The following is a 23,354-nucleotide window of genomic DNA, read 5'->3' as shown; positions in this document are numbered from 1 at the left end:
CCGTCGCATGCTGGAACCTGAAACCTGAACCAGTCGTCAGGTTAGGACCGTGACGCAGCACGACGACGTGCGCTCGAGCTTCGAGCCGCGCCTCGCGCGCGCTCGCCCAGCTCGAAAGGCACCCCATGCGCAGGACCCCGAAGCTCGTCGGCGCCAGCGTCGTCGTCGCCGCGCTCGCCCTCACCGCGTGCGCCCCGACGACCACCGCCCCCGCGGAGGGCGAGGACGGCAGCGTCGCCGTCAGCGTCGGCATGCTCACCTCCATCACCGGCCCCCTCGCCGCCTACGGCGAGGCCTACCAGCAGGGCTTCGAGGCCGGCCTCGACTACGCCACGGACGGCACGGGCGAGATCGAGGGCGTCGACCTCACGATCGAGTGGGTCGACGACCAGGGCAACCCCGACACCGCCGTCACGCAGGCCAAGGACCTCATCGGCCGCGGCTTCCAGGTGATCGGCGGCTCGGCGGCCTCGGGCGTCGCCCTCGCCGTCGCCGAGCAGGCGGCGCAGAACGACACGCTCTTCCTCTCCGGCCCCGCCGCGGCCGACGCCATCACCGGCATCAACGACCAGACCTTCCGCTCGGGCCGCCAGACGCTGCAGGACGTCGCGACCGCCGCGACCTTCCTCGACTCGGTCGAGGGCTCGAGCATCGTCGTCTTCGCGCAGGACAACGCCTTCGGCCAGGGCAACGTCGCCTCGGTCGAGTCGGTGCTCGGCGCCGAGGGCGCCGACGTGACGCCGATCCTCGTGGCCGAGGACGCGACGGAGTTCACGCCCTTCGCGCAGCAGATCGCCGCCGCCTCGCCCGACCTCGTCTTCGTCGCCTGGGCGGGCGCGACGACGGGCGCGATGTGGGAGGCGCTCGCGCAGCAGGGCGTGCTCGCCGACACCACCGTCGTCACGGGCCTCGCCGACCGCGCCTCGTACCAGGCCTACGGCCCGGGCTCCGGCGACATCCAGTTCCTCAACCACTACTTCCCGGGCGCGACCGACACCGAGGCCGCCCAGGCGATGGACGCGTACCTCGAGGAGCACGGCCACGAGGCCGACCTCTTCACCGTCGACGGCTTCGTCGGCGCGCAGATGCTCGTGCAGGCCGTCACCGAGGGCGAGGGCGACACCGCCGCCATGATCGCCGCGCTCGAGGGGTGGACGTTCGAGTCGGTGAAGGGCGAGCTGACGATCCGCGCCGACGACCACGCGCTCGTGCAGCCGATGTTCCAGGTGCGCCTCGTCGACGACGGCGGCACGTGGATGCCCGAGCTCGTCGAGATCGTCGACGCCGAGGCGGTCGCCCCGCCCGTGGCGGGCGACCGATGACGGACCAGCCCGCGCTCCAGCTGGACGCCGTCGGCCTGCAGATCGGCGGCGCGCGCATCCTCCAGGACGTGTCCCTCGAGGTCGCGCGCGGCGAGATGGTGGGTGTGATCGGCCCGAACGGCGCGGGCAAGACCACGCTGTTCGACGTGATCTCGGGCGTCACGACCCCCACGAGCGGCCGCGTGCTGCTCGCGGGGGAGGACGTCACGGGTCGCGGCGTGCACCAGCGGGCGCGGGCCGGGCTCGGCCGCACCTTCCAGACCTCGAGCGTCTTCCCGGGCCTCGACGCGCGCGAGAACGTGCGGCTCGCGGCGCAGGCGAAGCTCGGCGCCGCGACGAGCCTGTGGCGCTTCCCGCGCCGCGGCGACGAGGCGACGCAGGTGGCCGAGCGCTGCCTCGCCGAGGTCGGCCTCGACCACCACGCCGGCACCGAGGCCGGCGTGCTCTCGCACGGCGACAAGCGCAAGCTCGAGATCGCGATGCTCATCGCGACCGAGCCCGAGCTCGTGCTGCTCGACGAGCCCATGGCGGGCGTCGGCTCCGGCGACGTCGCGGGCCTCGTCGAGGTGATCCGGCGCCTCCACGCCTCCGGCCGCACCGTGCTCATGGTCGAGCACCACATGGAGGTGCTCCTGGGCCTCGTCGACCGCGTCGCCGTCATGCACCACGGCGAGCTGCTCGCCGTCGGCAGCCCGCAGGACGTCATGGCCGACGCCACCGTGCAGTCGGCCTACCTCGGGGAGGCCGTGTGAGCGCCATCCTGCAGGTGCGCGGGCTCTCCGCGCGCATCGCCGGCCAGCAGGTCGTCGAGGACGTCGCCTTCGACGTCGCGGGCCAGGGCGTCACGGCGCTGCTCGGCCGCAACGGCGTCGGCAAGTCGTCGACCATCAAGGCCCTGCTCGGCATCCTCGAGCGCACGGGCGAGGTGGTCTTCGACGGCGAGCGCATCGACCGGCTGCTGACGCACCGCATCGTGCAGCGCGGCATCGCCTACGTGCCCGAGGACCGCGAGGTCTTCGGCAGCCTCACGGTGGCCGAGAACCTCCGCCTCGCGCAGCGCGACGGCAGCCACCGCGAGGTCGTCGCCCGGCTCTTCCCCGAGCTCGTCGAGCGCGCCGGCCAGCAGGCGGGCACGCTCTCCGGCGGCCAGCAGCAGATGGTCTCGCTCGCCCGCGCGCTCATGAACGACAACCGCCTCCTGCTCGTCGACGAGCCCACGAAGGGCCTCGCGCCCCGCATCGTCGGCGACGTGACGAAGGCGCTCCGCGACGCCGCCGAGCGCACGCCCATGCTGCTCGTCGAGCAGAACCTGCAGGTCGTCCGCGACCTCGCCCACAGCGTCGTCGTGCTCTCCGGCGGCCGCGTCGTGCACGCGGGGCCCGCCGCCGAGTTCCTCGACAGCGACCTCGTGCACCGCCACCTCGGCGTCGCCGGAGCGGAGGCCGCCGCATGAGCACCCTGCTGCTGCTCCTCATCACGGGCGTCGGCCTCGGCGCCCTGTACTTCCTCGTCGCCTCGGGCCTCTCGCTCATCTACGGCCTCATGGGCGTGCTGAACTTCGCGCACGGCTCGTTCCTCACCCTCGCGGGCTTCCTCGGCTGGGAGGTCGGGCGCCGCGTGGGCGACGGCACCTGGGGCGGGCTGCTCGTCGGCATGCTCGTGGGCCTCGTCGTCGGCGCGCTCGTCGCCGCGATCACCGAGCTCGTCTTCATCCGTCGCCTCTACCAGCGGCACATCGAGCAGGTGCTCGTCACCGTCGGCCTCGGCCTCGCCACCGTCGCGCTCTTCGAGGGCATCTGGGGCACCGACCCCATCCGCATCGCCAAGCCGGAGTGGCTCGGCGGCACGACGGACGTCCTCGGCGCCAACGTGCCGAACGACCGCTGGCTGCTCATCGGCGCCGCGATCGTCGTGCTCGGCCTCATCGTGCTGTTCCTCCGCGGCACCTCCTACGGCCTCGTCATCCGCGCGGGCGTCGAGAACCGCACGATGGTGACCGCGCTCGGCATCGACGTGCGCCGCGCGTTCACGGTCGTCTTCGCGATCGGCGGCGCGGCCGCGGGCCTCGGCGGCGTGCTCGCCTCCGTCTACTACGGCCAGGTCTCGGCCCACCAGGGCACGTCGCTGCTCATCTACGCGTTCATCGTCACCGTCATCGGCGGCCTCGGCTCGCTCGCGGGCGCCGCCATCGCCTCGGTGCTCGTGGCCGTCATCCAGCAGCTCGCCAACTTCTACCTCGGCGGCACGGGCGACCTCGCGGTCGTGCTCGCGCTCGCGGCGGTGCTGCTCGTGCGACCTCGCGGCCTCCTCGGGAAGGCGGCGGCACGATGAACCGCCTCCGCTCCGTCGCCGGCTCGCCCTGGGGCCGCGTCGCCCTCGGCGCCGTGCTCGTCGCGGCCGCCGCGTGCCTGCCGCTGCTCGCGCTCGACATCCCGGGCGTGCTGCCCGGCCCCACCTACACGCCCGGCACGCTCGCGGTGCTCGCGTACGCGCTCATCATCTCGGCGCTCGCGCTCAGCTACCACCTGCTCTTCGGCGTCGCGGGGCTCCTCTCGTTCGGCCACGCGATGTTCTTCGCCGCGGGCGCCTACGGCCTCGGCATCCTGCTGCGCATGCTCGCCCCCTCGGGCATCCCGAGCGAAGCGGTGTTCCTGCTCGCGATCCTGCTGACGATCGTGCTCGCGCTCGTCGTCGGCACGCTCGCGGGCTCCCTCGCGCTGCGCGTGACCGGCATCTCGTTCGCGATGGTGACGCTCGCCTTCGCGCAGGCCGTCAACGTGATGATCCGCCGCAACGTCGGCGGCCTCACGGGCGGCGAGGAGGGCGTGACGCTGCTCGTCGACGTCGTGCCGCCGGGCCTCGTCGGCGTCGTGAACACGCGCTCGCTCTACTGGCTCGCGCTCGCGATCCTCGTGGTCGCCTACCTCGTGTGCGTGTGGGTGGAGCGCTCGCGCCTCGGCCACGTCGTCGCGGCCGCGCGCGAGAACGAGCTGCGCGTGACCGTGCTCGGCATCCGCCCGTACTTCGCGAGGCTCGCGGTGTTCGCGATCGCCGCGGGCCTCGCCGCGGTCGCGGGGCTCGGCTTCATGCTGCTGCAGTCGAGCGCGACGCCGCGCATCTCCGGCTCCGACTTCACGCTGACGCTCCTCGTGATCGTCGTGCTCGGCGGCGTCGGCTACCGCTGGGGCGCGATCGTCGGCGGCATCGTCTACACGCTGCTCGACCAGCGGCTCTCGGCGCTCGCCTCGAGCCCTGCGATCGCCGGCCTGCCCGACGTGCTGCGCATCCCGCTCTCGGAGCCGCTGTTCCTGCTGGGCACGCTCTTCGTGCTCGTCGTGATGTTCGCGCCGGGCGGCATCGTCGGCATCGCGCATCGCGTCGGCCGTCCCCGGCGTGCCGGGCGGCGCGCGGCGGCCGAGGCTCGGCCCGCGCCCCGCGCCGACGTGGAAGCATCGACGCATGGCTCCTGACGCGCTGACGCTCGGGCGGTGGACGACCGACCGCGCCGGCACGCACGCGACCCGCACGGCGATCGTCGACCGCGGTGTGGCCGTCTCCTACGGCGAGCTCGAGGCGCGCGCGAGCGCGCTCGCGCACGCGCTCGCCGACGCGGGGCACGGGCGCGGCGCGCGGATCGCGACGGTCACGGGATCGACCGCCGACCAGGTCGTGCTGCTCTTCGCCTGCGCGAAGGCGGGCGTCGCGCTCGCGCCGCTGTCGTGGCGGCTGACGCCGCGGGAGCTCGCAGAGCAGCTGCGCCGCATCGAGCCCTCGCTGCTGCTCGTGGAGGACGACCACCGCCGGGCGGGGGAGGAGGCGCTCGCGCTCCTCGACGGCGCGGCGTCCCCGGGCGGCGGGCCCTCCGGTGCCATGCCCCTCGCCGGGCTCGGCGCGGCCGGCGTCGAGGCCGAGGTGCCGCCCGCGGCCGCGCCGCTGCCCGCGGGCGCGCCGCAGGACGACGACGCCCTGCTGCTGCTCACGACCTCCGGCACCACGAGCGCGCCGAAGGTCGTGGTGCTCAGCCACGCCGCGTGCACCTGGGCGAACATCGCGCTCTCGCGCGCGACGCCGCTCGTGCCCGACGACGTCGTGCTGCAGGTGCTGCCGCAGCACCACGTGGCCGGCTGGAACATCCAGCCGCTCCTGGCCTGGTGGGTGGGAGCGACTGTCGTGCTCGAGCGCACCTTCGACGCGGGCCGCGCGCTCGCGCTCGTCGAGCGGCACCGCGTCACGGCGACGATGGGCGTGCCCACGACCTACCGCGCGCTCGTGCAGCACCCCGACCTCGCGGTCCGCGACCTCTCGAGCGTGCGCACCGCGGTCGTCGGCGGCGGGATGCTCGACGAGCGCACCGCGCAGCGCCTCGCCGAGCGCGGCGTGGTGCTGCGGCAGGGCTACGGGCTCACCGAGGCGGGCCCCAACGTCACCATCACGCAGGGCGACGCCGACGCGGGCACGGCCGGGCGGCCCTACCCGCACGTCGACGTCGCGCTGCTCGACGGCGACCGCGTCGTGCGGGGCCCCGGCACGGGCGAGCTGCTCGTGCGAGGGCCCGCGCTCTTCTCCGGCTACCTCGGCGACCCCGAGGCGACCGCGGCGGCGATGCTCGGCGAGTGGCTCCGCACCGGCGACCTCGTCGAGCGCGACGCGGCGGGGCGCATCCGCGTCGTCGACCGGATGAAGGACATCGTGCGCTCCGGTGCCGAGTCGATCGCGCCCATCGAGGTCGAGCTCGCCCTCCTCGAGCACCCCGCCGTCATCGACGCAGCCGTCGCCGGCCTGCCGAGCGAGCGGTGGGGCGAGGAGGTCGCCGCGTGGCTCGTGCTCGCCGAGCCCGTCGACGAGGCCGCGCTGCGCGCGCACCTCGACGGGCGGCTCGCGGCCTTCAAGCACCCCAAGCGCTACCTCGTCGTCGACGCGATCCCGCGCACGCCCAGCGGCAAGCCGCTGCGCCGCGCGCTCGCGGCCGGCGCAGCCCCGGAGGAGGACCGATGACCGAGCCCAGGACGAAGCGCGGCGAGGCCACGAAGGCGAAGCTGCTCGCGGCAGCCGAGCAGGTCTTCGCGGAGCACGGCTACCAGGCGGCGTCGATCGCGCGCATCACCGAGCGCGCGCAGGTGGCGCAGGGCACCTTCTACCTGTACTTCGAGTCGAAGCTCGACGTCTTCGAGCAGCTCGTCGACGACCTGAACCGCCGCGTGCGCGCCGCGATGAGCGACGGGGCCTCCCGCGGCACGAACCGCGCCGAGGCGGAGCGCGAGGGCTTCCGCGAGTTCTTCCGCTTCACCGCCGAGCACCCCGCGCTCTACCGCGTCGTGCGCGAGGCCGAGCAGGTCTCGCCCGGCGCGATGCGCCGCCACTACGAGCGCATCGTCGAGGGCTACGTCGGCGGCCTCTCGGCCGCGCGCGAGGCAGGCGAGATCGCCGAGCTCGACCCGGAGGTCGCCGCATGGGCGCTCATGGGCATCGGCGAGATGATCGGCATGCGCTACGTGCTCTGGCCCACCGCCGACACCGGCCCCTACGGCACCGGCGCCACGCCCGTGCCCGACCACGTCTTCGACGAGATGGTCGCGCTCGTGCAGCGCGCGCTCGGCGCTGGACGCACCGCAGACCAGCCCGCCGCAGCGGCGGCGCACCCCGAGGAGGACTCATGAGCACGCTCTCCGGCCGCAGGGCCGTCATCACCGGCGGCGCCGCCGGCATCGGCGCCGCGATCGCCCGGTCGTTCGCGGCCGAGGGCGCGCACGTCGTCGTCGCCGACCGCGACGGCGCGGCCGCGACGACGCTCGCGAGCGAGCTCGGCGGCGAGGCCTGGGAGGTCGACCTGCTCGACACGCGCTCGCTCGAGTCCCTCTCGCTCGAGGCCGACATCCTCGTGAACAACGCCGGCATCCAGCGCGTCGCGCCCATCGCCGAGTTCGAGCCCGACGCCTGGCGCCGCATCCACGCGCTCATGCTCGAGGCGCCGTTCCTGCTCATCCGCGCCGCGATGCCCGGCATGGTCGAGCGCGGCTTCGGCCGCGTCATCAACCTCTCGAGCGTGCACGGCATCCGCGCCTCCGCCTTCAAGTCGGCCTACGTGGCCGCGAAGCACGGCCTCGAGGGGCTCTCGAAGGTGACGGCGCTCGAGGGCGCCCCGCACGGCATCACCTCCAACTGCATCAACCCCGGCTACGTGCGGACGGCGCTCGTCGAGTCGCAGATCGCCGACCAGGCCGCCACCCACGGCATCCCCGAGGACGAGGTGCTCGAGAGGGTCATGCTCACCGAGGCGGCGATCAAGCGCCTCGTCGAGCCCGAGGAGGTCGCCTCGCTCGCCACCTGGCTCGCCGGCCCGCACGCCGGCATGGTCACGGGCTCGTCGTACGTCATGGACGGCGGATGGAGCGCCCGGTGACGGCGACGGAGGCGGCCGCGGCGGCCGTCGCCGAGCGCCCGGTCGCCGCGCCCGTCGAGGGCGGCGAGCTCGTCGGCACGCTCTGGCACGAGGGCGCGCCCGGCACGCCCGTCGTCGCCATCCACGGCATCACCGCGAACCACCGCTCGTTCTCGGGCCTCGCGGCGCGGCTCGACGCGCCCGTGCTCGCGCTCGACCTGCGCGGCCGCGGCGCCTCCCGCGGCCTGCCGGGCCCCTACGGCCTCGTGCAGCAGGCGCAGGACGTCGCCGACGCGATGACCGCCCTCGGCATCGACCGCGCGATCGTCGTCGGCCACTCCATGGGCGCCTTCGTCGCCGGGCGTCTCGCCGAGGCGCGACCCGAGCTCGTCGCCGCGCTCGTGCTCGTCGACGGCGGCGTGCCGCTGCGGCCCGCGCCCGCCGGGGCGAAGCCGGAGGACATCCTCGGCCCCGCCCTCGAGCGCCTCGCCCGCACCTTCCCCGACCGCGAGGCGTACCGCGCCTTCTTCCGCGCCCACCCGGGCTTCGGGCCCTACTGGTCGCCCGCGATCGAGGAGTACGTCGACTACGACCTGCGCGAGGTCGACGGGGCGCTGCGGCCCTCCGCGAACCCGGACGCGGTGGTCGCGAACCTCGTCGAGCTCGACGGGCGCGAGGGCTACGCCGAGGCGCTGGCCGCGGTCGAGGCGCCCGCGGTGCTGCTGCGCAGCCCGCGCGACCTGCTCGACCAGGCGCCCGGCCTCTACGATGACGAGTGGCTGGCGATGTGGACGGCCCGCCTGCCCCGCCTCGACGTGACCGACGTCGAGGGCACGAACCACTACACGATCCTGCTCGGCGAGGGGGTGGGCGCCGTGGCCGATGCGGTCCGCGGCGCAGCCTCCTCCGCGCAGGTGGAGGGACGCTGATGGCGATCGACAAGACCTGGGCCTCCGCGGCGGAGGCCGTGGCGGACATCCCCGACGGAGCGACCCTCGCGGTCGGCGGCTTCGGCCTGTCCGGCAACCCGATGGCGCTCATCCGGGCGCTCGAGGAGCGCGGGGTGACGGGGCTGCGCGTCGTCTCGAACAACTGCGGCGTCGACGACTGGGGCCTCGGCCTCCTGCTCCGCAACGGGCAGATCGACACGATGACGTCGTCGTACGTCGGCGAGAACAAGGAGTTCGAGCGGCGCTACCTCTCGGGCGAGCTCGAGCTGATCCTCACGCCCCAGGGCACGCTCGCCGAGAAGCTGCGCGCGGGCGGCTCGGGCATCGCCGCCTTCTACACCCGCACGGGCGTCGGCACGCAGGTGCAGGAGGGCGGCCTGCCGCAGCGCTACAACGCCGACGGCTCGATCGCGAAGGCCTCCGCGCCCAAGCCCACCGCCGTCTTCGACGTCGACGGGACGCCGCAGGAGTTCGTGCTCGAGGAGGCGATCACGACCGACTTCGCGCTCGTGCACGCGCTGCGCGGCGACCGCCACGGCAACCTCGTCTTCAACAAGGCCGCGCGCCAGTTCTCGCCGCCCGCCGCCATGGCCGGCCGCATCTGCATCGCGCAGGTGGAGGAGCTCGTCGAGCCGGGCGAGATCGACCCCGACGGCGTGCACCTGCCCGGCGTCTTCGTCCACCGGATCGTCGAGGTGGGCACCGACATCGAGAAGCGCATCGAGCGCCGCACCGTGCGAGAGGACGGCTGAGCATGGCACTGACCCGCAACGACATGGCGGCCCGCGCCGCGCAGGAGCTCGAGGACGGCATGTACGTCAACCTCGGCATCGGCCTGCCCACGCTCGTGCCGAACTTCGTGCCCGACGACGTCACCGTCGTCCTGCAGAGCGAGAACGGCATCCTCGGCGTCGGGCCCTACCCGACCGAGGACGCCGTCGACCCCGACCTCATCAACGCCGGCAAGGAGACCGTGACGACGCTGCCCGGCACGTCGTTCTTCGACTCCGCCACCTCGTTCGCGATGATCCGCGGCGGCAAGATCGACGCGGCGATCCTGGGCGCCATGCAGGTCTCGGCCGCGGGCGACATCGCCAACTGGATGATCCCCGGCAAGATGGTGAAGGGCCCCGGCGGCGCGATGGACCTCGTGCACGGCGCCGCGAAGGTCATCGTGCTCATGGAGCACGTGGCCAAAGACGGCTCGGCGAAGATCGTGCGCGAGTGCTCGCTGCCGCTCACCGGCAAGCGCGTCGTCGACCGCATCATCACCGACCTGGCCGTGCTCGACGTGACCGACGAGGGCCTCCGGCTCGTGGAGCTCGCCCCCGGCGTGACGCTCGAGGAGCTGCGCGCGCAGACGGAGCCGGAGATCCTGGCGTGAGCACGCTGCTCCCCGGCATCGTGCGAGACGCGGTCCGCACGGACCGCCTCTCGGCGTCCGTGCTCCGGCACGACGGCGAGGGCGCGCCCGTCGTGCTCGTGCACGGCAACGTCTCCTCCTCGCTCTTCTGGCAGCCGCTCATGCTCGCGCTGCCGCGGCCCACGATCGCGATCGACCTGCGCGGCTTCGGCGACTCGGAGGCGCTGCCGGTCGACGCGACCCGGGGCCTCGCCGACTACTCGGACGACGTCGCCTCGGTGCTCGACGCGCTGGGCATCGCCGAGGCCCACGTCGTCGGCTGGTCGATGGGCGGTGGCGTCGTGCTGCAGCTGCTGCTCGCCCGGCCCGATCTCGTGCGCTCGCTCACGCTGCAGGCTCCCGTGCCGCCGCAGGGCTTCGGCACGCGGCTCGACGGCTCGCGCTGCACGCCCGACGCCGCCGGCTCCGGCGGCCTCGGGGCCAATCCCGACTTCGTGGCGCGGCTCGCGGCGGGCGACACGACCGACGAGGCGCCCACGAGCCCGCGCTCGGTGTTCCGCTCGAGCTACGTGGCGCCGGGGTTCTCGGACGAGCACGAGGACCTGTGGGTGGCGTCGATGCTGACGACGCGCACGGGCGAGGACCACTACCCGGGCGACGGCACGGCATCCGAGCACTGGCCGGGCTTCGCGCCCGGCGATCGCGGGGTGCTGAACGCGATGTCGGCGAAGCACCTCGACCTCACGGGCGTCGTCTCGGTGCCGGCGAAGCCTCCGATCCTGTGGGTGCGGGGCGCGCACGACGCGATCGTCGCCGACGAGTCGTTCTTCGACCTCCACGCGCTCGGCAAGCACGGCATCGTGCCGGGCTGGCCGGGGGAGGAGGCGGCGCCGCCGCAGCCGATGGTGGCGCAGACCCGCGCGGTGCTCGACGCCTACGCCGCCGCGGGCGGCTCGTACGTGGAGGACGTCTTCGAGCACGCGGGCCACGCGCCGCACCTCGAGGATCCCGCCCGCTTCGCGGCCGCGCTCCTGGCCCACGTCGCAGCCGCCGACTGACCCCTCCGATCCCGCACATGCGCAGAGGATCGTCGTTCTGACGCGTCCAGAACGACGATTCCCTGCACATGTGCGGCCTCGAGGTGCGCGCGCGGTAGGGGATACGACGAGGGAAGCGAGGAGGGCCGCACCCGTGTGGGTGCGGCCCTCGCTCGTGAGAACGCGGATCAGGCGTCAGCGCCGGCCGTGAGGCCGTCGACCCACTCCTGGTTCTCGGCGATCCAGTCGGCGACGATCTCGGGGTAGTCGCTCTGGTCGGCGCCGCTGTTGAACATCGCGTTCTCGAGCGAGAAGAGCAGCTCCGAGTCCATCTCGAACGCCTGCAGCCACTGCGTGAGCTGCGGGAAGTCCTCGTCGAAGCCGGTGCGGGCGATCGAGTGGATGCCCTCTGCCTCGCCGAGCGTGCCCTCGGGGTCCTCGAGGTCGCGGATGGGGAACTCGTCGTAGGCCCAGTGCGGGCGCCACAGCGTGACGGCGACGTTCTCGCCCGCGTCGACCGCGGCGCTCAGCTCTGCGAGCATCGCGGGCGTCGACGAGGTCGTGAACTCCATGCCCTCGAGGCCGTAGGTGGGGATGACGCTGTCCTGCGTGGCGGCGGTGAGGCCCGCGCCCGGCTCGATGCCGACGATGCGGTTGCCGAAGTCGTCCGCGCTGTCCGCGAGCTCGGTGAGCGACGTGATGGGCGCGTCCTCGTTCACGGCGATCGTGAGCACGGCCTCGTCGTTCCAGGCGCCGAGGTCGACGACGTCGTCGCCGTACTGCTCGAGGTAGGACTCGTGGGTCATCGGCAGCCACGCGTCGAGGTTGACGTCGTAGTCGCCGCCGGCGACCGCGGCCCAGACGGGGCCGGCGTCGGCGTACTCGAGCGAGACGTCGTAGCCCTGCTCCTCGAGGATCGCCTCCCACAGGTAGGAGACGGCCTCGCCCTCGGGCCAGCCGTTGAAGACGCCGATCGTGAGGTCGGTCCGGTCGCCCCCTGCGGCGCCCTCCTGGGCGGTGTCGCCGCCGGCCGAGCAGCCGGCGAGCGCGAGCGCGCCCACGGCGGCGACGGCGGCGATCCTGAAGATGCGCTTGGTCATGTGCTGTGTTCCTCTCTGGTTCCGTATGGGTGGTGCTGCGGGCGCCGCCGGCTGCGGCGCGCGCGGGTCTGGATGTCGGTCGGGCTCAGCCCCGCTGCGCTGCGACCGCGTCCGTGGCAGCAGGCTGCTGCGCGGCGGGCCGCGAGGAGCCGCGCTGCGCCCGAAGCCTGGCGATCGGGCTGTGCGCCTTCAGGTCGCCGAGCGCGTTGGTCGTGCGGTCGAGCACGATCGCCAGGATCACGACCGACAGGCCCGCCTCGGCGCCGAGCCCGACGTCGATGCGCTGCAGCGCCTGCACGATCGGCTGGCCCAGGCCGCCGGCGCCGACCATCGCGGCGATGACGACCATCGACAGCGACAGCATGATGATCTGGTTGACGCCCGTCATGATCGTCGGCAGCGCGAGCGGCAGCTGGATCTGGCGCAGGATGCGGCCGGGCGAGGCGCCGAAGGCGTGGCCGGCCTCGACGATCTCCGAGTTCACGCCGCGGATGCCGAGCTCGGTGAGGCGCACGCCGGGCGCCATCGCGAAGGCGATCGTGGCGATGATGCCGGGCACGACGCCGATGCTGAACAGGATGATCGCGGGGATCAGGTAGACGAAGGCGGGCATCGTCTGCAGGAAGTCGAGCACCGGGCGCACGACCGTCGAGACGCGGTCGTCGCGGGCCGCCCAGATGCCGAGCGGGATCGCGATGACGAGCGCCAGGAGCGCCGCGACGATCGTGAGCGCGAGGGTCGCCATGGCGTTGTCCCACTGGTTCACGAGCACGATCACGAGGAGCCCGACGATCGTGCCGACGCCCATCCTCCAGCCGCGCACGGCGAAGCCGAGCAGGGCGAGCAGCAGGATGATCACGAGGGCGGGCGGCTCGGTGAGCGCCCACTCGGCGCCGTCGTAGAGGGTGGAGACGACGGCCTTGACGACGTCGAAGACGACGCCGAGGTGGTCGGTGATCCAGTCGACGCCGGACTCCACCCAGTCGCCGAGCGGCATGCGGACGTCATCGAGCATCGTGCACCTCCGGGGCGGCGTCGAGGGTCTGCGCGACGAGCGTCGCGTCGAGGGCGGGCGGCAGGTCGACGACCTGCAGCTCCGAGGTGTCGGTGGGCACGTTGCCGAGCGCCGCGAGCAGCATCACGCGGGGGATGACGCCCAGCAGCCGGCCGCCGTCGCCGACCACCGCGAGCGGCAGGCCGCTCGTGATGGCGAGCTCCGGCAGCTCGGCGAGCGAGGTCTCGGGCGCCACCTGCTGCACGCCGGCGTCGACGAGGGGGTGGAGCTCGCGCTCGCCGCGCTGCACGGCGCGCAGCACGTCGCGGTCGCGCACGGCGCCCTGCACGGTGCGGCCGGGGCCGGTGACGAGCAGCGTCGAGGTCTGCGCGTCGCGCATCGCCTTGAGGGCGCCGCGCGGGCCGACCGTGAGCGGCACGGCCGCGGCCGGCGGCTCCATGACGGAGGCGGCGGTGAGCACGCGGGCGCGGTCGACGTCCTGCACGAACTGCGCGACGTAGTCGTTCGCGGGGTCGGTGAGGATCTCCTCAGGGCTGCCGATCTGCACGATCCGCCCGTCGCGCATCACCGCGATCCGGTCGCCGAGGAACATCGCCTCGTTGAGGTCGTGGGTGATGAAGACGATGGTCTTGCCGAGCTCGGCCTGCAGCTCGACGAGCTGCTCCTGCATCTCGCGGCGGATGAGCGGGTCGAGGGCGCTGAAGGCCTCGTCCATGAGCAGCACCGGGGTGTCGGCGCAGAGCACCCGCGCGATGCCGACGCGCTGCTGCATGCCGCCCGAGAGCTCGCCCGGCATGCGCGATGCCCAGGCCTCGAGGCCGACGCGGCGGATGACGTCGTGCGCGAGCTCCTCGCGGCGCGCGCGGGCGACGCCCTGCACCTCGAGCCCGTAGGCGACGTTCTCGAGCACGGTGCGGTGGGGGAGCAGCGCGAAGTGCTGGAACACCATCGAGACCTGCGAGCGGCGCACGGCGCGCAGCCGCTTCGCGTCGATGCCGGTGACGGCCTCGCCGCCGATCTCGACCGTGCCGCCCGTGGTCTCGAGCAGGCCGTTGAGCATGCGGATGAGCGTCGACTTGCCCGAGCCCGAGAGCCCCATGACGACGAAGATCTCGCCGCGCCGCACCGCGAACGACGCGTCGATCACGGCGGCGGTGCCGAGCTTCGCGACCTCCTCGCGGGTGGCCCCGGCGCGCAGGCGCTCGAGGGCCTCCTTGGGGCGGCGGCCGAACACCTTCGTGAGGCCGTCGACGCGCAGGGCGACGTCGGGCTCGGGCGGCGCGGCCTCGTGCGGGCTCGGTGATGTCATGGCACTCCTGGCGGCCCCGAGGGGCTCAGTCGTGGACGGGTGCAGCCGCGCGAGCGGTGTGTCGTCTGCCGTGCGGCCCGACCTCCCGGTCGTGCGCTGCGGCACCATACGCTCCCCGCCGGGTGGGCGGGGGTCGCGTCCTGTGGATGGGGAACGCCGTCGGGCGGCCCGGTCGACCACCGTACGCACGCCAGAAGCGCTGCTTCGGGCCGGTCGGGCCGGATTCCGCTGGTTTCTGGGGTCTGCGCTATCAGACAAGCGCGCGATCGTGATGCGTTCGTTATGGCCCGGCTGTGCGAGGAGGCGGACCCGGGCGCGGCGCGGTGCGGCCGAGGGGCTGCGTCGCCCGCGCCGCTACTGCCACCAGGGCCGCTCGCGCTCGGCGGCGCGGCGGGCGGCGGCGAGCTCGGCGACGGCCTCGTGCCGCTCGCCGATCTCGTGGATCGCAGAGGTGCAGCGCTGCACGAGCGCCTCGATGCCGTCGCACTCGTGGCGCGCGGCCGCGTGCACGACGATCGCGGCGCACGCGGCGGCGTCGCCCGCGGCGTCGTGGTGCTCGAAGTCCTCGAAGCCCGCCGCCATCGCCGCCACCGGCAGCCGGTAGGAGTCGAGGTGGTAGGTCTTCCGCGCGATGCGCAGCGAGTCGGTCCAGCGCATCTCGGGCACCGCCAGGTGCGCGGCCTTCGCCGCCGCGCGCATGACGCCGCGGTCGAAGCCCGCGTTGTGCGCGACGTAGACGTCGCCGTCGCCGAACGCCAGGATGCGCGCCTGCACCTCGGGCCACTCCGGCGCACCGACGACGTCGGCGGCCTCGATGCCGTGGATGCGCACGTTCCACTCCCAGAACTCGTCGAACGGTGCGGGCGGGCGGATGAGCGTCGACCAGCGGTCGACGACGCGGCCGCCCGCGACCTTCACGAGGCCGACGGCGCAGGCGGAGGCGGCATTGCCGTTGGCGGTCTCGAAGTCGATCGCGGTGAAGTCGAGCGCCATGCATCGATCCTCCCAGAGCCCGCCCACACCTCCGGACCGCGCGCGCCGCGCCGCTCGCGCGACTGGGAGGCCCGCGCGGCAGCTGCTGGGAGGATGGCCGCGTGGAGAACACGACGCTCGACGCCCTGCGCGGCATCCCCGCCACCGACCACGACGCCGCCTGGGCGGTGGTGCGCGAGGCGGAGCTCGTCGTGCCCGCCGTCGTGCAGGATCCGAAGGACCCCGCCTCGGGCCGCTTCCTCACCATCCCGCACGGCGAGCTGCAGCTCGTCGTGGCGTTCACGGCGACGGGCCGCATCGGCGGCTTCGCCACGCGCACGAAGCGGCACCTGCGCCTCACGGGCGCGGAGGTCGCGGCGGGCGCACCGACCGGCTACGCGATCGTGCTCGACCCGGGGCACGACGACGGGCGCGTGTTCCTGCCCGCGGTCATCGCGGCGGACGCCGAGGGCTAGCCGCTCTGGCCGGGCCGTCGCCCGGCTACTCGCAGGAGCGCACGAGCTCGGTGCGCGCGACCGCGGGCGAGATCGCCTCGAGCGCCGACGACGAGCTCGTCACCTTCGTGTCGATGATCACCTCGGTCGCGGGGGAGCGGCCGTAGCTCACGAGCGTCCAGACGTCGTCCTCCTGCCCCAGCAGCAGCCAGTCGACCTCGCCGACGGTGATGCAGCGCTCGGTCGAGGGCGCGGGCTCGGGCATGCCGCAGCGCAGCGTGACCGAGGCGGGGTCGCCGTACGCGGCGGAGCCCTGCGAGGAGGTGTCGCGGCGCTCGAGCGGCTCCGGCAGCGACTCGGCCCCCAGCTCCTCCGGCAGCGAGACGACGACGGAGGCGCAGCCGGGGTCGGCGGCGTCCTCGGCGGCGGGCAGGTTCACGACCGGCGCGCAGCCCGCGAGCGCGAGCGCCGCGGCCGCGACGACGAGGAGCGGGCGGTTGCGGGGCACCCCTCGATCCTAGGCGGCGCCGCCCTGGCGGCGAGCGCCGAGCGGCTACGGTGGCCGCATGGGGGATGAGCCGGACGCGCGGACGCTCGCGGAGGCGGGCGAGCTCGAGGCGCTCGCGCGCATCCTCCCGCTGCTGCCCGCGGGCGACGCGCTCGTCGGTCCCGGCGACGACGCGGCGGTCGTGCCCGCGCCCGACGGCCGCTTCGTCGTCACGACCGACACGATGCTCGAGGGCGCCGACTTCCGGCTCGGCTGGTCGTCCTGGCACGACCTCGGCTGGAAGGCCGTCGCCACCAACCTCATCGACGTCGCCGCGATGGGCGCCCGCCCCACCTCGCTCGTCGTCGCCCTCGCGGTGCCGCCCGCGACGCGCGTGGCCGACCTCGAGGACCTCGCGCGCGGCCTCGCGGACGGCGTGGCCGCGATGGCCCCCGGGTGCGGCGTCGTCGGCGGCGACCTCGGCACCGCCGCCGCGGCCGTCGTCGCCGTGACGGCCTTCGGCGACCTCGAGGGCCGCGCCGCCGTGCTGCGCTCGGGTGCCCGGCCGGGCGACGAGCTGTGGGTCGTCGGGCGCCTGGGCCATGCCGCGGCCGGGCTCGCGCGGCTCTTCGCAGAGGGCGTCGACGCCGAGGGCGCCGAGGATCCCGCGGCCGTCGCGCGCCTGCGGGCCGAGGATCCGCGGATCGCGGCGCAGCTCGCGCCCGTCTCGCCCGTCGCCGCCGGCACCCGCCTCGCCGACCTCGGCGCGACGGCGATGCTCGACGTCTCCGACGGCCTCGCGCTCGACGCGGCGCGCATCGCCCGCGCCTCGGGCGCGCGCATCCTGCTCGACGCCGCGGCGGTCGCCCGCGCCGCGGAGGGCGCGCCGCTCGAGGCCGCCCTGCACGGCGGCGAGGACCACGCGCTGCTGCTCACGGTGCCGGCGGGCACGGCGATGCCCGCCGAGCTCGGCGGCCACGTCGTGCGGCGCATCGGGCACGTGGAGGCGGGGGCGCCGAGCGTGCAGCTCGGGGATCGCCGCTGCCGCCGCGCGGCTGGGATCCCTACCGCGGCCGCTAGGCGCCGGGCGCGAGCTCGCGGGTCATGAACGCGCTGAGCGGGTCGTCCCAGTAGTCGCCGAAGGGCGGGCAGGGGGCGAAGCCGTGCGTCGCGTAGAGCGCGCGTGCGGGCGCGAAGAAGTCCTGCGCGCCGGTCTCGAGCGAGATCCTCGCGATGCCGCGGGAGGCGGCGTCGTCGAGGGCGTGCCGCAGCATGCGCGATCCCACGCCCGCGCCGCGCAGCGCAGGGTCGGTGCGCATGCTCTTCAGCTCCTCGTGCGCGGGCTCGAGGGCGGCGAGCGCCACGGTGCCGACGATCCGGCCGCCGCTGCGGGCCACCCACAGGCGCACGCCGGGCGCCTGCAGCTCGCGCGCGTCGAGCGCGTGCTGGCTCTCCGGGGGCGCGGTCGGCGCCATGTCGTCGAGGTGCGCCTGCAGGAACGCGAGGAGCGCCGGCTCGGCGAAGTCGGCGCGCTCGACGACGAGGCCGGTCACGGTGCGCCCGCCTCGGCCGCCGGCGGCGTCTCGGCCGCGGCGACGGGATCGGCGTCGCGCGCCGTGCCGCGGGTGGCGAGGGAGAGCACGATCGTGTCGCCGTAGGCCTTCTCGCGCTCGACCTCCAGGTCGCCCGGCAGGGCGAGCGGCGCCGAGCGTCGCGAGCGCTCCACCACGACCGTCGCCGGGTGGTCGAGCGCGGGCGCGAGGGCGGCGAGCGCCCCCTCGAGCTCGGCCTGCGGGAGGTCGTAGGGAGGGTCGACGAGCACGAGGTCGAAGCGGCGCCCCGTGCGCGCGAGGAAGGGCGCGACCGCGACCGCCTCGACGAGGGCGCGGACCGCGCCCGCCTGCGCGACGGCCTCGGCGTTGCGCTCGGCGACCTTCGCGGCCGCGCGGTCGCGCTCGACGAGCACCACCGACTCCGCGCCGCGGCTCGCGGCCTCGAGGCCGAGCGCGCCGGAGCCCGCGTAGAGGTCGAGCACCCGCGCGCCGTCGCAGAGGCCGCGCGCATCGAGGGCGCCGAAGAGCGCCTCGCGGACGCGCTCCGACGTGGGGCGGGTGCCCGCGAGGGGCACGCGGAGGCGGACGCCGCCCGCGAGCCCGGCGATGATGCGCGTCATGGCTCCATCCTGGCAGTGGCGGCGCCGGAGGAGCCGCGTGGGCGGCACGGCATAGCCTGGGGGCGTGGCGGACCAGGCAGCGGGCGCCCTCGCGGAGGGCATGCGTCGACCGCTCGAGCGCATCCTCACGAAGCCGCTCGCCACGAAGCTGCACAAGGCATTCGGCATGGAGACCGTCGGCGACCTGCTCTGGCACCTGCCGCGCCGATACGCGAAGCGCGGCGAGCTCACGCCGCTCGCGAGCCTCGTGCCCGGCGAGCACGTCACCGTCGTCGCGAGGGTGCAGTCGGTCGAGACGCGCCAGCTCGCGGGCCGCGACGGCCGCGGCCGCCCCAAGACCCTCACGACCGTCACGATCACCGACGGCCAGAGCTCGATCGACCTGGCGTTCTTCAGCCAGTCGTGGGTCACGGGCACGCTCCACCAGGGCGTCACCGCCCTCTTCTCCGGCACCGTCGGCATCTACCGCGACCGACGGCAGCTCGCGCATCCGCTCTACGAGCCCTTCGACGACGAGGCCGGCGTCGACGCCGAGGCGTGGGCGGCCACGCCCATCCCGATCTATCCCGCGACCGCGCAGGTGACGACGAAGCAGCTGCAGGGCGCGATCGCGATCGCGCTCGACGGGCTGGGGCCCGTACCGGATGCGGTGCCCGACGACGTGCGGCGCGAGCACGGCGTGCTGCCGCTCGGCGAGGCGCTCCGCACCGCGCACCAGCCCGCCGAGGAGCGCGACGCCTTCCGCTCCCGGCACGCCCTCGCCTGGCACGAGGCCTTCCTGCTGCAGACGTACCTGCTCGCGACGCGCGACTGGTTCGACTCGCTCGAGACCCGCCCGCGCGAGCCCGGCGCGCTGCTCGAGCGCTTCGACGCGGGCCTGCCGTGGCCGCTCACCGACGACCAGGCGGCGACGGGCGAGGCGATCCTCGCCGACCTCGCCTCGGGCACCGCGATGCACCGGCTCGTGCAGGGCGAGGTCGGCTCCGGCAAGACCGTCGTCGCGACGCGCGCGATGCTCGCCGTCGCCGAGTCGGGCGGGCAGGCGGCGCTGCTCGCGCCCACCGAGGTGCTCGCCGTGCAGCACCTGCGCTCGATCACGCGATCCCTCGGGCCCGAGCTCGCGGCCGAGCTGCGCCCCACCCTCCTCACCGGGCAGCTGCCGGCCGCCGAGCGCAAGCGCGCGCTCCTGCGCATCGCGGCGGGGGAGGCCCGCATCGTCGTCGGCACGCACGCGCTGCTCTCGGAGCGCACGACCTTCGCCGAGCTCGCCCTCGTGGTCGTCGACGAGCAGCACCGCTTCGGCGTCGCGCAGCGGGAGGCCCTGCGGGCGAAGGGCGTGCACCCGCACACGCTCGTGCTCACGGCCACGCCCATCCCGCGCACCATCGCGATGACCGCCTTCGGCGACCTCGACGTCTCCACCATCCGCACGCTGCCCGCCGGCCGCAGCCCCATCCGCTCGTTCGTCGTCGACCGGGCGCAGGACATGCAGCTGTTCCTGCGCGTGTGGGAGCGGATGGGCGAGGAGCTCGCGGCCGGCCGCCAGGCCTTCGTCGTCTGCCCCGCGATCTCGCCGGGCGAGCTCGAGGGCATCGAGGCGCCCGAGGACGACGACGGCACGCCCAAGCCGCCGATCGACGACGTCGAGACCACGGTCCGCCGGCTCGCGCACGTGCCGGCGCTCGCGGGCCGGCGCATCGCCGCGCTCACGGGCGCGATGTCCACCGACGAGAAGGATGCGGTGATGCGCGCCGTCGCCGCCCGCGAGGTCGACGTCGTGGTCGCCACGACCGTCATCGAGGTGGGCGTCGACGTGCCGAACGCGACGATGATGGTCGTGCTCTCGGCCGATCGCTTCGGCGTCTCGCAGCTGCACCAGCTGCGCGGCCGCGTGGGCCGCGGCGAGCACCCGGGCCTGTGCATGCTCGTGACCGACGCCGACGCGCTCTCGCCCGCCCGCGAGCGGCTCGACGCCGTCGCCTCGACGCTCGACGGCTTCGCGCTCGCCGAGGTCGACCTCGAGCAGCGCGGCGAGGGCGACGTGCTCGGCAGCGCGCAGTCGGGCGCCCGCAGCGGCCTGCGCGTGCTGCGCGTCGCCCGCGACGGCACGATCATCGAGGCCGCGCGCGCCGCGGCCCGTGCCGTGCTCGACGCCGACCCGGCCCTCGAGCGCCACCCGGTCCTCCGGCATGCGGTGCACGAGCGGCTCGACCCCGACGCCCGCGCCGCGCTCGTCACCGCCTGAGCGTCCGGGCCCGCTCCGCGACCACGCCCGTCCGCGCACTCGCCCTGGCCGGGGTCGGTGCTGTGGTCAGGAGGTGCCCTCCCACCGGCGCAGAGAGGGCGCGGAGCGACCACACCCGCCCGTGCGGTTCGGTGCTGTGGTCAGGAGGTGCCCTCCCGTCGCTGCGGAGAGGGCGCGGAGCGACCACACCCGCCCGTGCGGGTGGGTGCTGTGGTCAGGAGGTGCCCTCCCGCCGGTGCGGAGAGGGCGCGGAGCGACCACACCCGCCCGTGCGGGTGGGTGCTGTGGTCAGGAGGTGCCCTCCCGCCGGTGCGGAGAGGGCGCGGAGCGACCACACCCGCCCGTGCGGGTCGGTGCTGTGGTCAGGAAGTGCCCCCCCACCGGCGCTGCAGGGGCACGAGGTGACCACACCCGGAGGACGGGCGGCCCGGGCCGAGCGGGAGGCCCGCCTGGGAGCCGGGGGAGAGGCCGCCGAACCGGGCCGATAGGCTGGGAGCATGCCTCGCATCGCCGTCGTGCCCGGTTCGTTCGACCCCGTCACCCTGGGGCACCTGGACGTCATCGCGCGCGCGGCCCGCATCTTCGACGAGGTGCACGTCGTCGTCACGCACAACCCGGGCAAGCGCGCCTTCCTGCCGGTGCCCGAGCGCGAGGCGCTCATCGAGCGCTCGATCGAGGAGGCGCGCATCGAGGGCGCCGCCATCCGGATCGCCAACTGGTCGATGGGCCTGCTCGTCGACTACTGCCAGCAGGTCGGCGCCGAGGTGCTCGTGAAGGGCATCCGCTCGAGCACCGACCTGCAGTACGAGACGCCCATGTCGATCGTCAACCGCAACCTCGCGGGCGTCGAGACGATCTTCATGCTCCCCGACCCCGAGAACGCGCACGTCTCCTCGAGCCTCGTGCGCCAGGTCTCGGAGCTGGGCGGCGACATCAGCCCCTACGTGCCGCGGGCGGTCGCCACCTTCCTCCAGTCGCGATGAGCGACCTCGAGCTCGTCGCGCTCCGGGGGATCCGCGAGGTCCGGCCGGGCGACGACCTCCCGGGCATCCTCGCCGACGCGCTCGCCCCGCACGGCCCGCGCGAGGGCGACATCCTCGTCGTCACGAGCAAGGTCGTCTCGAAGGCCGAGGGCCGCGTGCGCCCCGCCGACGAGCGCGAGCAGGCGATCACCGAGGAATCGGTGCGGCTCGTCGCGAGCCGCGCGCACCCCGGCGGCATCACCCGCATCGTCGAGCACCGCACGGGCCTCGTGCTCGCCGCCGCGGGCGTCGACGCCTCGAACACCGACGACGGCACGATCCTGCTGCTGCCGATCGACTCCGACGCCTCCGCGCTCGCGATCGCCACGCACCTGCGCGAGCGGTTCGGCGTGGCGCTCGGCGTGGTCGTCTCCGACACCCTCGGCCGTGCGTGGCGCGTCGGCCAGACCGACGTCGCGATCGGCGCGGCGGGCGTGCGCGTGCTCGAGCCGCTCGCGGGCCAGCTCGACGCGGGCGGGCGACCGCTCGTCGTGACCGCCCCTGCGATCGCCGACGAGATCGCGGCGGCTGCCGACCTCGTCGCGGGCAAGGCCGATGGCGTGCCCGCGGTGCTCGTGCGCGGCCTCGGCCGCCACGTCGGGGACCTCACGGAGCCGGGAGCCAGCCGCCTCGTGCGACGATCCGGGGACGACATGTTCCGGCTCGGCAGCGACGAGGCCTACCGGGCGGGCCGCGAGGCCGGTCGCATCGAGGGGATCGCCGAGGCTGGAGGACGCCATGGAGGCTGAGCGACGCACGGGGCTCGCGACCGACGAGCCCGGGGCGCCGGAGGCCCTCGCGCGCATCGAGGAGGCCGTCGGCAGCGTCATCGCCGGCAAGCAGGGCGAGATCCGCACGGTGCTCACGGTGCTGCTCGCCGAGGGCCACGTGCTGCTCGAGGACGTGCCCGGCGTCGGCAAGACGCAGCTCGCGCGCGCCTTCGCCGCCGCGATCGGCGGCACGGTGCGCCGCATCCAGTGCACGCCGGACCTCCTGCCCTCCGACATCACGGGCCTGTCGATGCTCGACCCGCACTCGGGCGAGCTGCGCTTCCAGCCCGGGCCCGTCTTCGCGAACATCGTGATCGCCGACGAGATCAACCGCGCGAGCCCCAAGACGCAGGCGGCGCTGCTCGAGTGCATGGCGGAGGGGCAGGTGACCGTCGACGGCGTCACCCACCGCCTCCCCACGCCCTTCCTCGTGGTCGCGACGCAGAACCCGATCGACATGGAGGGCACTTTCGCGCTCCCGGAGGCGCAGCGCGACCGCTTCATGGCGCGGCTCGAGCTCGGCTACCCCGACCTCGACGCGGAGCTCGCGATGGTGCAGGCGCGCGAGACCGCGCAGCCGCTCGATGCGGTGCGCGCCGTGACCGACGAGGCGAGCTTCCGCGCCGAGATCGACGCCGCGCACGAGGTGCGCGCCCACGAGCTCGTCGAGCGCTACGCCGTGCGCATCGCGCGCGCCACGCGCGAGCACCCGGAGGTGCGCCTGGGCGCGAGCCCCCGCGCCACCCTGCAGGCTC

At 74.7% G+C, this 23,354-nt stretch carries 24 protein-coding genes and 1 pseudogene; 18 read left to right on the top strand and 7 right to left on the bottom strand.

Features of this window, described 5'->3' with window-relative positions; translation table 11 throughout:
• Positions 1–125: 125 nt before the first annotated feature.
• The 12 genes from OVA14_RS01090 to OVA14_RS01035 are packed head-to-tail and all read left to right on the top strand — an operon-like array spanning position 126 to position 11,072.
• The gene (locus OVA14_RS01090; protein WP_267504493.1) at positions 126–1,322 is read left to right on the top strand and encodes a substrate-binding domain-containing protein; all 1,197 of its coding nucleotides are present in this window, start codon (positions 126–128) and stop codon (positions 1,320–1,322) included.
• Positions 1,319–2,074: an ABC transporter ATP-binding protein gene (locus tag OVA14_RS01085; protein ID WP_267504492.1), complete on the top strand. Its 756-nt coding sequence runs from the start codon at positions 1,319–1,321 to the stop codon at positions 2,072–2,074. Before OVA14_RS01090 ends, OVA14_RS01085 begins: the two co-directional genes overlap by 4 nt.
• Positions 2,071–2,775 (top strand): ABC transporter ATP-binding protein, encoded by a 705-nt coding sequence (locus OVA14_RS01080; protein WP_267504491.1) that lies wholly within the window; start codon positions 2,071–2,073, stop codon positions 2,773–2,775. The genes OVA14_RS01085 and OVA14_RS01080 overlap by 4 nt, the downstream gene beginning before the upstream one ends.
• The gene (locus tag OVA14_RS01075) at positions 2,772–3,653 is read left to right on the top strand and encodes a branched-chain amino acid ABC transporter permease (protein WP_267504490.1); all 882 of its coding nucleotides are present in this window, start codon (positions 2,772–2,774) and stop codon (positions 3,651–3,653) included. Before OVA14_RS01080 ends, OVA14_RS01075 begins: the two co-directional genes overlap by 4 nt.
• Complete coding sequence (locus tag OVA14_RS01070; protein ID WP_267504489.1) at positions 3,650–4,792, top strand: branched-chain amino acid ABC transporter permease; 1,143 nt, start codon at positions 3,650–3,652, stop codon at positions 4,790–4,792. Before OVA14_RS01075 ends, OVA14_RS01070 begins: the two co-directional genes overlap by 4 nt.
• The gene (locus tag OVA14_RS01065) at positions 4,782–6,317 is read left to right on the top strand and encodes a class I adenylate-forming enzyme family protein (RefSeq protein WP_267504488.1); all 1,536 of its coding nucleotides are present in this window, start codon (positions 4,782–4,784) and stop codon (positions 6,315–6,317) included. Before OVA14_RS01070 ends, OVA14_RS01065 begins: the two co-directional genes overlap by 11 nt.
• Entirely contained in the window at positions 6,314–6,979 is a 666-nt protein-coding gene (locus OVA14_RS01060) for a TetR/AcrR family transcriptional regulator (protein WP_267504487.1), read from the top strand. Before OVA14_RS01065 ends, OVA14_RS01060 begins: the two co-directional genes overlap by 4 nt.
• Complete coding sequence (locus OVA14_RS01055; protein ID WP_267504486.1) at positions 6,976–7,722, top strand: 3-hydroxybutyrate dehydrogenase; 747 nt, start codon at positions 6,976–6,978, stop codon at positions 7,720–7,722. Before OVA14_RS01060 ends, OVA14_RS01055 begins: the two co-directional genes overlap by 4 nt.
• Entirely contained in the window at positions 7,719–8,630 is a 912-nt protein-coding gene (locus OVA14_RS01050; RefSeq protein WP_267504485.1) for an alpha/beta fold hydrolase, read from the top strand. The genes OVA14_RS01055 and OVA14_RS01050 overlap by 4 nt, the downstream gene beginning before the upstream one ends.
• Entirely contained in the window at positions 8,630–9,403 is a 774-nt protein-coding gene (locus OVA14_RS01045) for a CoA transferase subunit A (protein ID WP_267504484.1), read from the top strand. The genes OVA14_RS01050 and OVA14_RS01045 overlap by 1 nt, the downstream gene beginning before the upstream one ends.
• Positions 9,404–9,405: 2 nt before the next feature.
• Positions 9,406–10,035, top strand: coding sequence for a CoA transferase subunit B (locus OVA14_RS01040; protein WP_267504483.1), 630 nt, complete (start codon positions 9,406–9,408; stop codon positions 10,033–10,035).
• Positions 10,032–11,072: an alpha/beta hydrolase gene (locus OVA14_RS01035; RefSeq protein ID WP_267504482.1), complete on the top strand. Its 1,041-nt coding sequence runs from the start codon at positions 10,032–10,034 to the stop codon at positions 11,070–11,072. The genes OVA14_RS01040 and OVA14_RS01035 overlap by 4 nt, the downstream gene beginning before the upstream one ends.
• A gap of 167 nt (positions 11,073–11,239) precedes the next feature.
• Here the strand turns inward: OVA14_RS01035 and OVA14_RS01030 are convergent, their stop codons facing one another.
• The 4 genes from OVA14_RS01030 to OVA14_RS01015 form a co-directional block, all read right to left on the bottom strand.
• Entirely contained in the window at positions 11,240–12,151 is a 912-nt protein-coding gene (locus tag OVA14_RS01030; protein WP_267504481.1) for a glycine betaine ABC transporter substrate-binding protein, read from the bottom strand.
• Between the two features lie 85 nt (positions 12,152–12,236).
• Positions 12,237–13,166: an ABC transporter permease gene (locus tag OVA14_RS01025; RefSeq protein ID WP_267504480.1), complete on the bottom strand. Its 930-nt coding sequence runs from the start codon at positions 13,164–13,166 to the stop codon at positions 12,237–12,239.
• Entirely contained in the window at positions 13,156–14,475 is a 1,320-nt protein-coding gene (locus tag OVA14_RS01020; RefSeq protein ID WP_267504479.1) for a quaternary amine ABC transporter ATP-binding protein, read from the bottom strand. Before OVA14_RS01020 ends, OVA14_RS01025 begins: the two co-directional genes overlap by 11 nt.
• A 354-nt stretch (positions 14,476–14,829) precedes the next feature.
• Positions 14,830–15,468 (bottom strand): exonuclease domain-containing protein, encoded by a 639-nt coding sequence (locus OVA14_RS01015; RefSeq protein ID WP_267504478.1) that lies wholly within the window; start codon positions 15,466–15,468, stop codon positions 14,830–14,832.
• A gap of 101 nt (positions 15,469–15,569) precedes the next feature.
• Between OVA14_RS01015 and OVA14_RS01010 the strand changes: the two genes are divergently transcribed.
• Positions 15,570–15,923, top strand: coding sequence for an SseB family protein (locus tag OVA14_RS01010; RefSeq protein WP_267504477.1), 354 nt, complete (start codon positions 15,570–15,572; stop codon positions 15,921–15,923).
• Between the two features lie 25 nt (positions 15,924–15,948).
• On the opposite strand, the gene OVA14_RS01005 is transcribed toward OVA14_RS01010, so the two are convergent.
• Positions 15,949–16,410, bottom strand: coding sequence for a DUF3515 family protein (locus OVA14_RS01005; RefSeq protein WP_267504476.1), 462 nt, complete (start codon positions 16,408–16,410; stop codon positions 15,949–15,951).
• Positions 16,411–16,468: 58 nt separating this feature from the next.
• Here OVA14_RS01005 and thiL point away from each other — a divergent pair, with 58 nt between their 5' ends.
• Positions 16,469–17,497, top strand: a complete 1,029-nt coding sequence (gene thiL, locus OVA14_RS01000) for a thiamine-phosphate kinase (RefSeq protein ID WP_267504475.1) — start codon at positions 16,469–16,471, stop codon at positions 17,495–17,497.
• Here thiL and OVA14_RS00995 read toward each other — a convergent pair.
• Both OVA14_RS00995 and rsmD read right to left on the bottom strand, forming a co-directional pair.
• Positions 17,466–17,942: a GNAT family N-acetyltransferase gene (locus OVA14_RS00995; RefSeq protein WP_267504474.1), complete on the bottom strand. Its 477-nt coding sequence runs from the start codon at positions 17,940–17,942 to the stop codon at positions 17,466–17,468. The two genes, thiL and OVA14_RS00995, sit on opposite strands and share 32 nt — an antisense overlap.
• Entirely contained in the window at positions 17,939–18,562 is a 624-nt protein-coding gene (gene rsmD / locus OVA14_RS00990; protein WP_267504473.1) for a 16S rRNA (guanine(966)-N(2))-methyltransferase RsmD, read from the bottom strand. Before rsmD ends, OVA14_RS00995 begins: the two co-directional genes overlap by 4 nt.
• 100 nt (positions 18,563–18,662) lie before the next feature.
• On the opposite strand from rsmD, the gene OVA14_RS00985 reads away from it, so the two are divergent.
• From OVA14_RS00985 to OVA14_RS13700, 4 genes and pseudogenes are all read left to right on the top strand, one after another.
• Positions 18,663–20,807, top strand: a complete 2,145-nt coding sequence (locus tag OVA14_RS00985; RefSeq protein ID WP_420710636.1) for an ATP-dependent DNA helicase RecG — start codon at positions 18,663–18,665, stop codon at positions 20,805–20,807.
• A 497-nt stretch (positions 20,808–21,304) separates the two neighbouring features.
• Positions 21,305–21,790, top strand: coding sequence for a pantetheine-phosphate adenylyltransferase (gene coaD, locus OVA14_RS00980; RefSeq protein ID WP_267504471.1), 486 nt, complete (start codon positions 21,305–21,307; stop codon positions 21,788–21,790).
• Positions 21,787–22,578, top strand: a complete 792-nt coding sequence (gene cofE / locus OVA14_RS00975; protein ID WP_267504470.1) for a coenzyme F420-0:L-glutamate ligase — start codon at positions 21,787–21,789, stop codon at positions 22,576–22,578. The genes coaD and cofE overlap by 4 nt, the downstream gene beginning before the upstream one ends.
• Positions 22,568–23,044, top strand: a pseudogene (locus tag OVA14_RS13700) (AAA family ATPase); the annotation flags it as partial. The gene cofE and the pseudogene OVA14_RS13700, both read left to right, overlap by 11 nt.
• Between the last annotated feature and the right edge of the window lie 310 nt (positions 23,045–23,354).

Origin of the sequence: Agrococcus sp. SL85, from assembly GCF_026625845.1 — a bacterium.
In the GTDB taxonomy this organism is placed as follows: Bacteria; Actinomycetota; Actinomycetes; order Actinomycetales; family Microbacteriaceae; genus Agrococcus.
This window is presented reverse-complemented; position numbering and strand designations above follow the sequence as displayed.

Bases quoted from the DNA above. Each gene is read 5' to 3' on its own strand.
- OVA14_RS01090 (WP_267504493.1), top strand. From the start codon at position 126: ATGCGCAGGACCCCGAAGCTCGTCGGCGCCAGCGTCGTCGTCGCCGCG.
- OVA14_RS01020 (WP_267504479.1), bottom strand. From the start codon at position 14,475: ATGACATCACCGAGCCCGCACGAGGCCGCGCCGCCCGAGCCCGACGTC.
- OVA14_RS01015 (WP_267504478.1), bottom strand. From the start codon at position 15,468: ATGGCGCTCGACTTCACCGCGATCGACTTCGAGACCGCCAACGGCAAT.
- OVA14_RS01040 (WP_267504483.1), top strand. From the start codon at position 9,406: ATGGCACTGACCCGCAACGACATGGCGGCCCGCGCCGCGCAGGAGCTC.
- OVA14_RS01055 (WP_267504486.1), top strand. From the start codon at position 6,976: ATGAGCACGCTCTCCGGCCGCAGGGCCGTCATCACCGGCGGCGCCGCC.
- OVA14_RS01060 (WP_267504487.1), top strand. From the start codon at position 6,314: ATGACCGAGCCCAGGACGAAGCGCGGCGAGGCCACGAAGGCGAAGCTG.
- OVA14_RS01085 (WP_267504492.1), top strand. From the start codon at position 1,319: ATGACGGACCAGCCCGCGCTCCAGCTGGACGCCGTCGGCCTGCAGATC.
- thiL (WP_267504475.1), top strand. From the start codon at position 16,469: ATGGGGGATGAGCCGGACGCGCGGACGCTCGCGGAGGCGGGCGAGCTC.
- OVA14_RS00985 (WP_420710636.1), top strand. From the start codon at position 18,663: ATGCGTCGACCGCTCGAGCGCATCCTCACGAAGCCGCTCGCCACGAAG.
- OVA14_RS01045 (WP_267504484.1), top strand. From the start codon at position 8,630: ATGGCGATCGACAAGACCTGGGCCTCCGCGGCGGAGGCCGTGGCGGAC.
- OVA14_RS01070 (WP_267504489.1), top strand. From the start codon at position 3,650: ATGAACCGCCTCCGCTCCGTCGCCGGCTCGCCCTGGGGCCGCGTCGCC.
- OVA14_RS01075 (WP_267504490.1), top strand. From the start codon at position 2,772: ATGAGCACCCTGCTGCTGCTCCTCATCACGGGCGTCGGCCTCGGCGCC.
- cofE (WP_267504470.1), top strand. From the start codon at position 21,787: ATGAGCGACCTCGAGCTCGTCGCGCTCCGGGGGATCCGCGAGGTCCGG.
- OVA14_RS01030 (WP_267504481.1), bottom strand. From the start codon at position 12,151: ATGACCAAGCGCATCTTCAGGATCGCCGCCGTCGCCGCCGTGGGCGCG.
- coaD (WP_267504471.1), top strand. From the start codon at position 21,305: ATGCCTCGCATCGCCGTCGTGCCCGGTTCGTTCGACCCCGTCACCCTG.
- OVA14_RS01025 (WP_267504480.1), bottom strand. From the start codon at position 13,166: ATGCTCGATGACGTCCGCATGCCGCTCGGCGACTGGGTGGAGTCCGGC.
- rsmD (WP_267504473.1), bottom strand. From the start codon at position 18,562: ATGACGCGCATCATCGCCGGGCTCGCGGGCGGCGTCCGCCTCCGCGTG.
- OVA14_RS01065 (WP_267504488.1), top strand. From the start codon at position 4,782: ATGGCTCCTGACGCGCTGACGCTCGGGCGGTGGACGACCGACCGCGCC.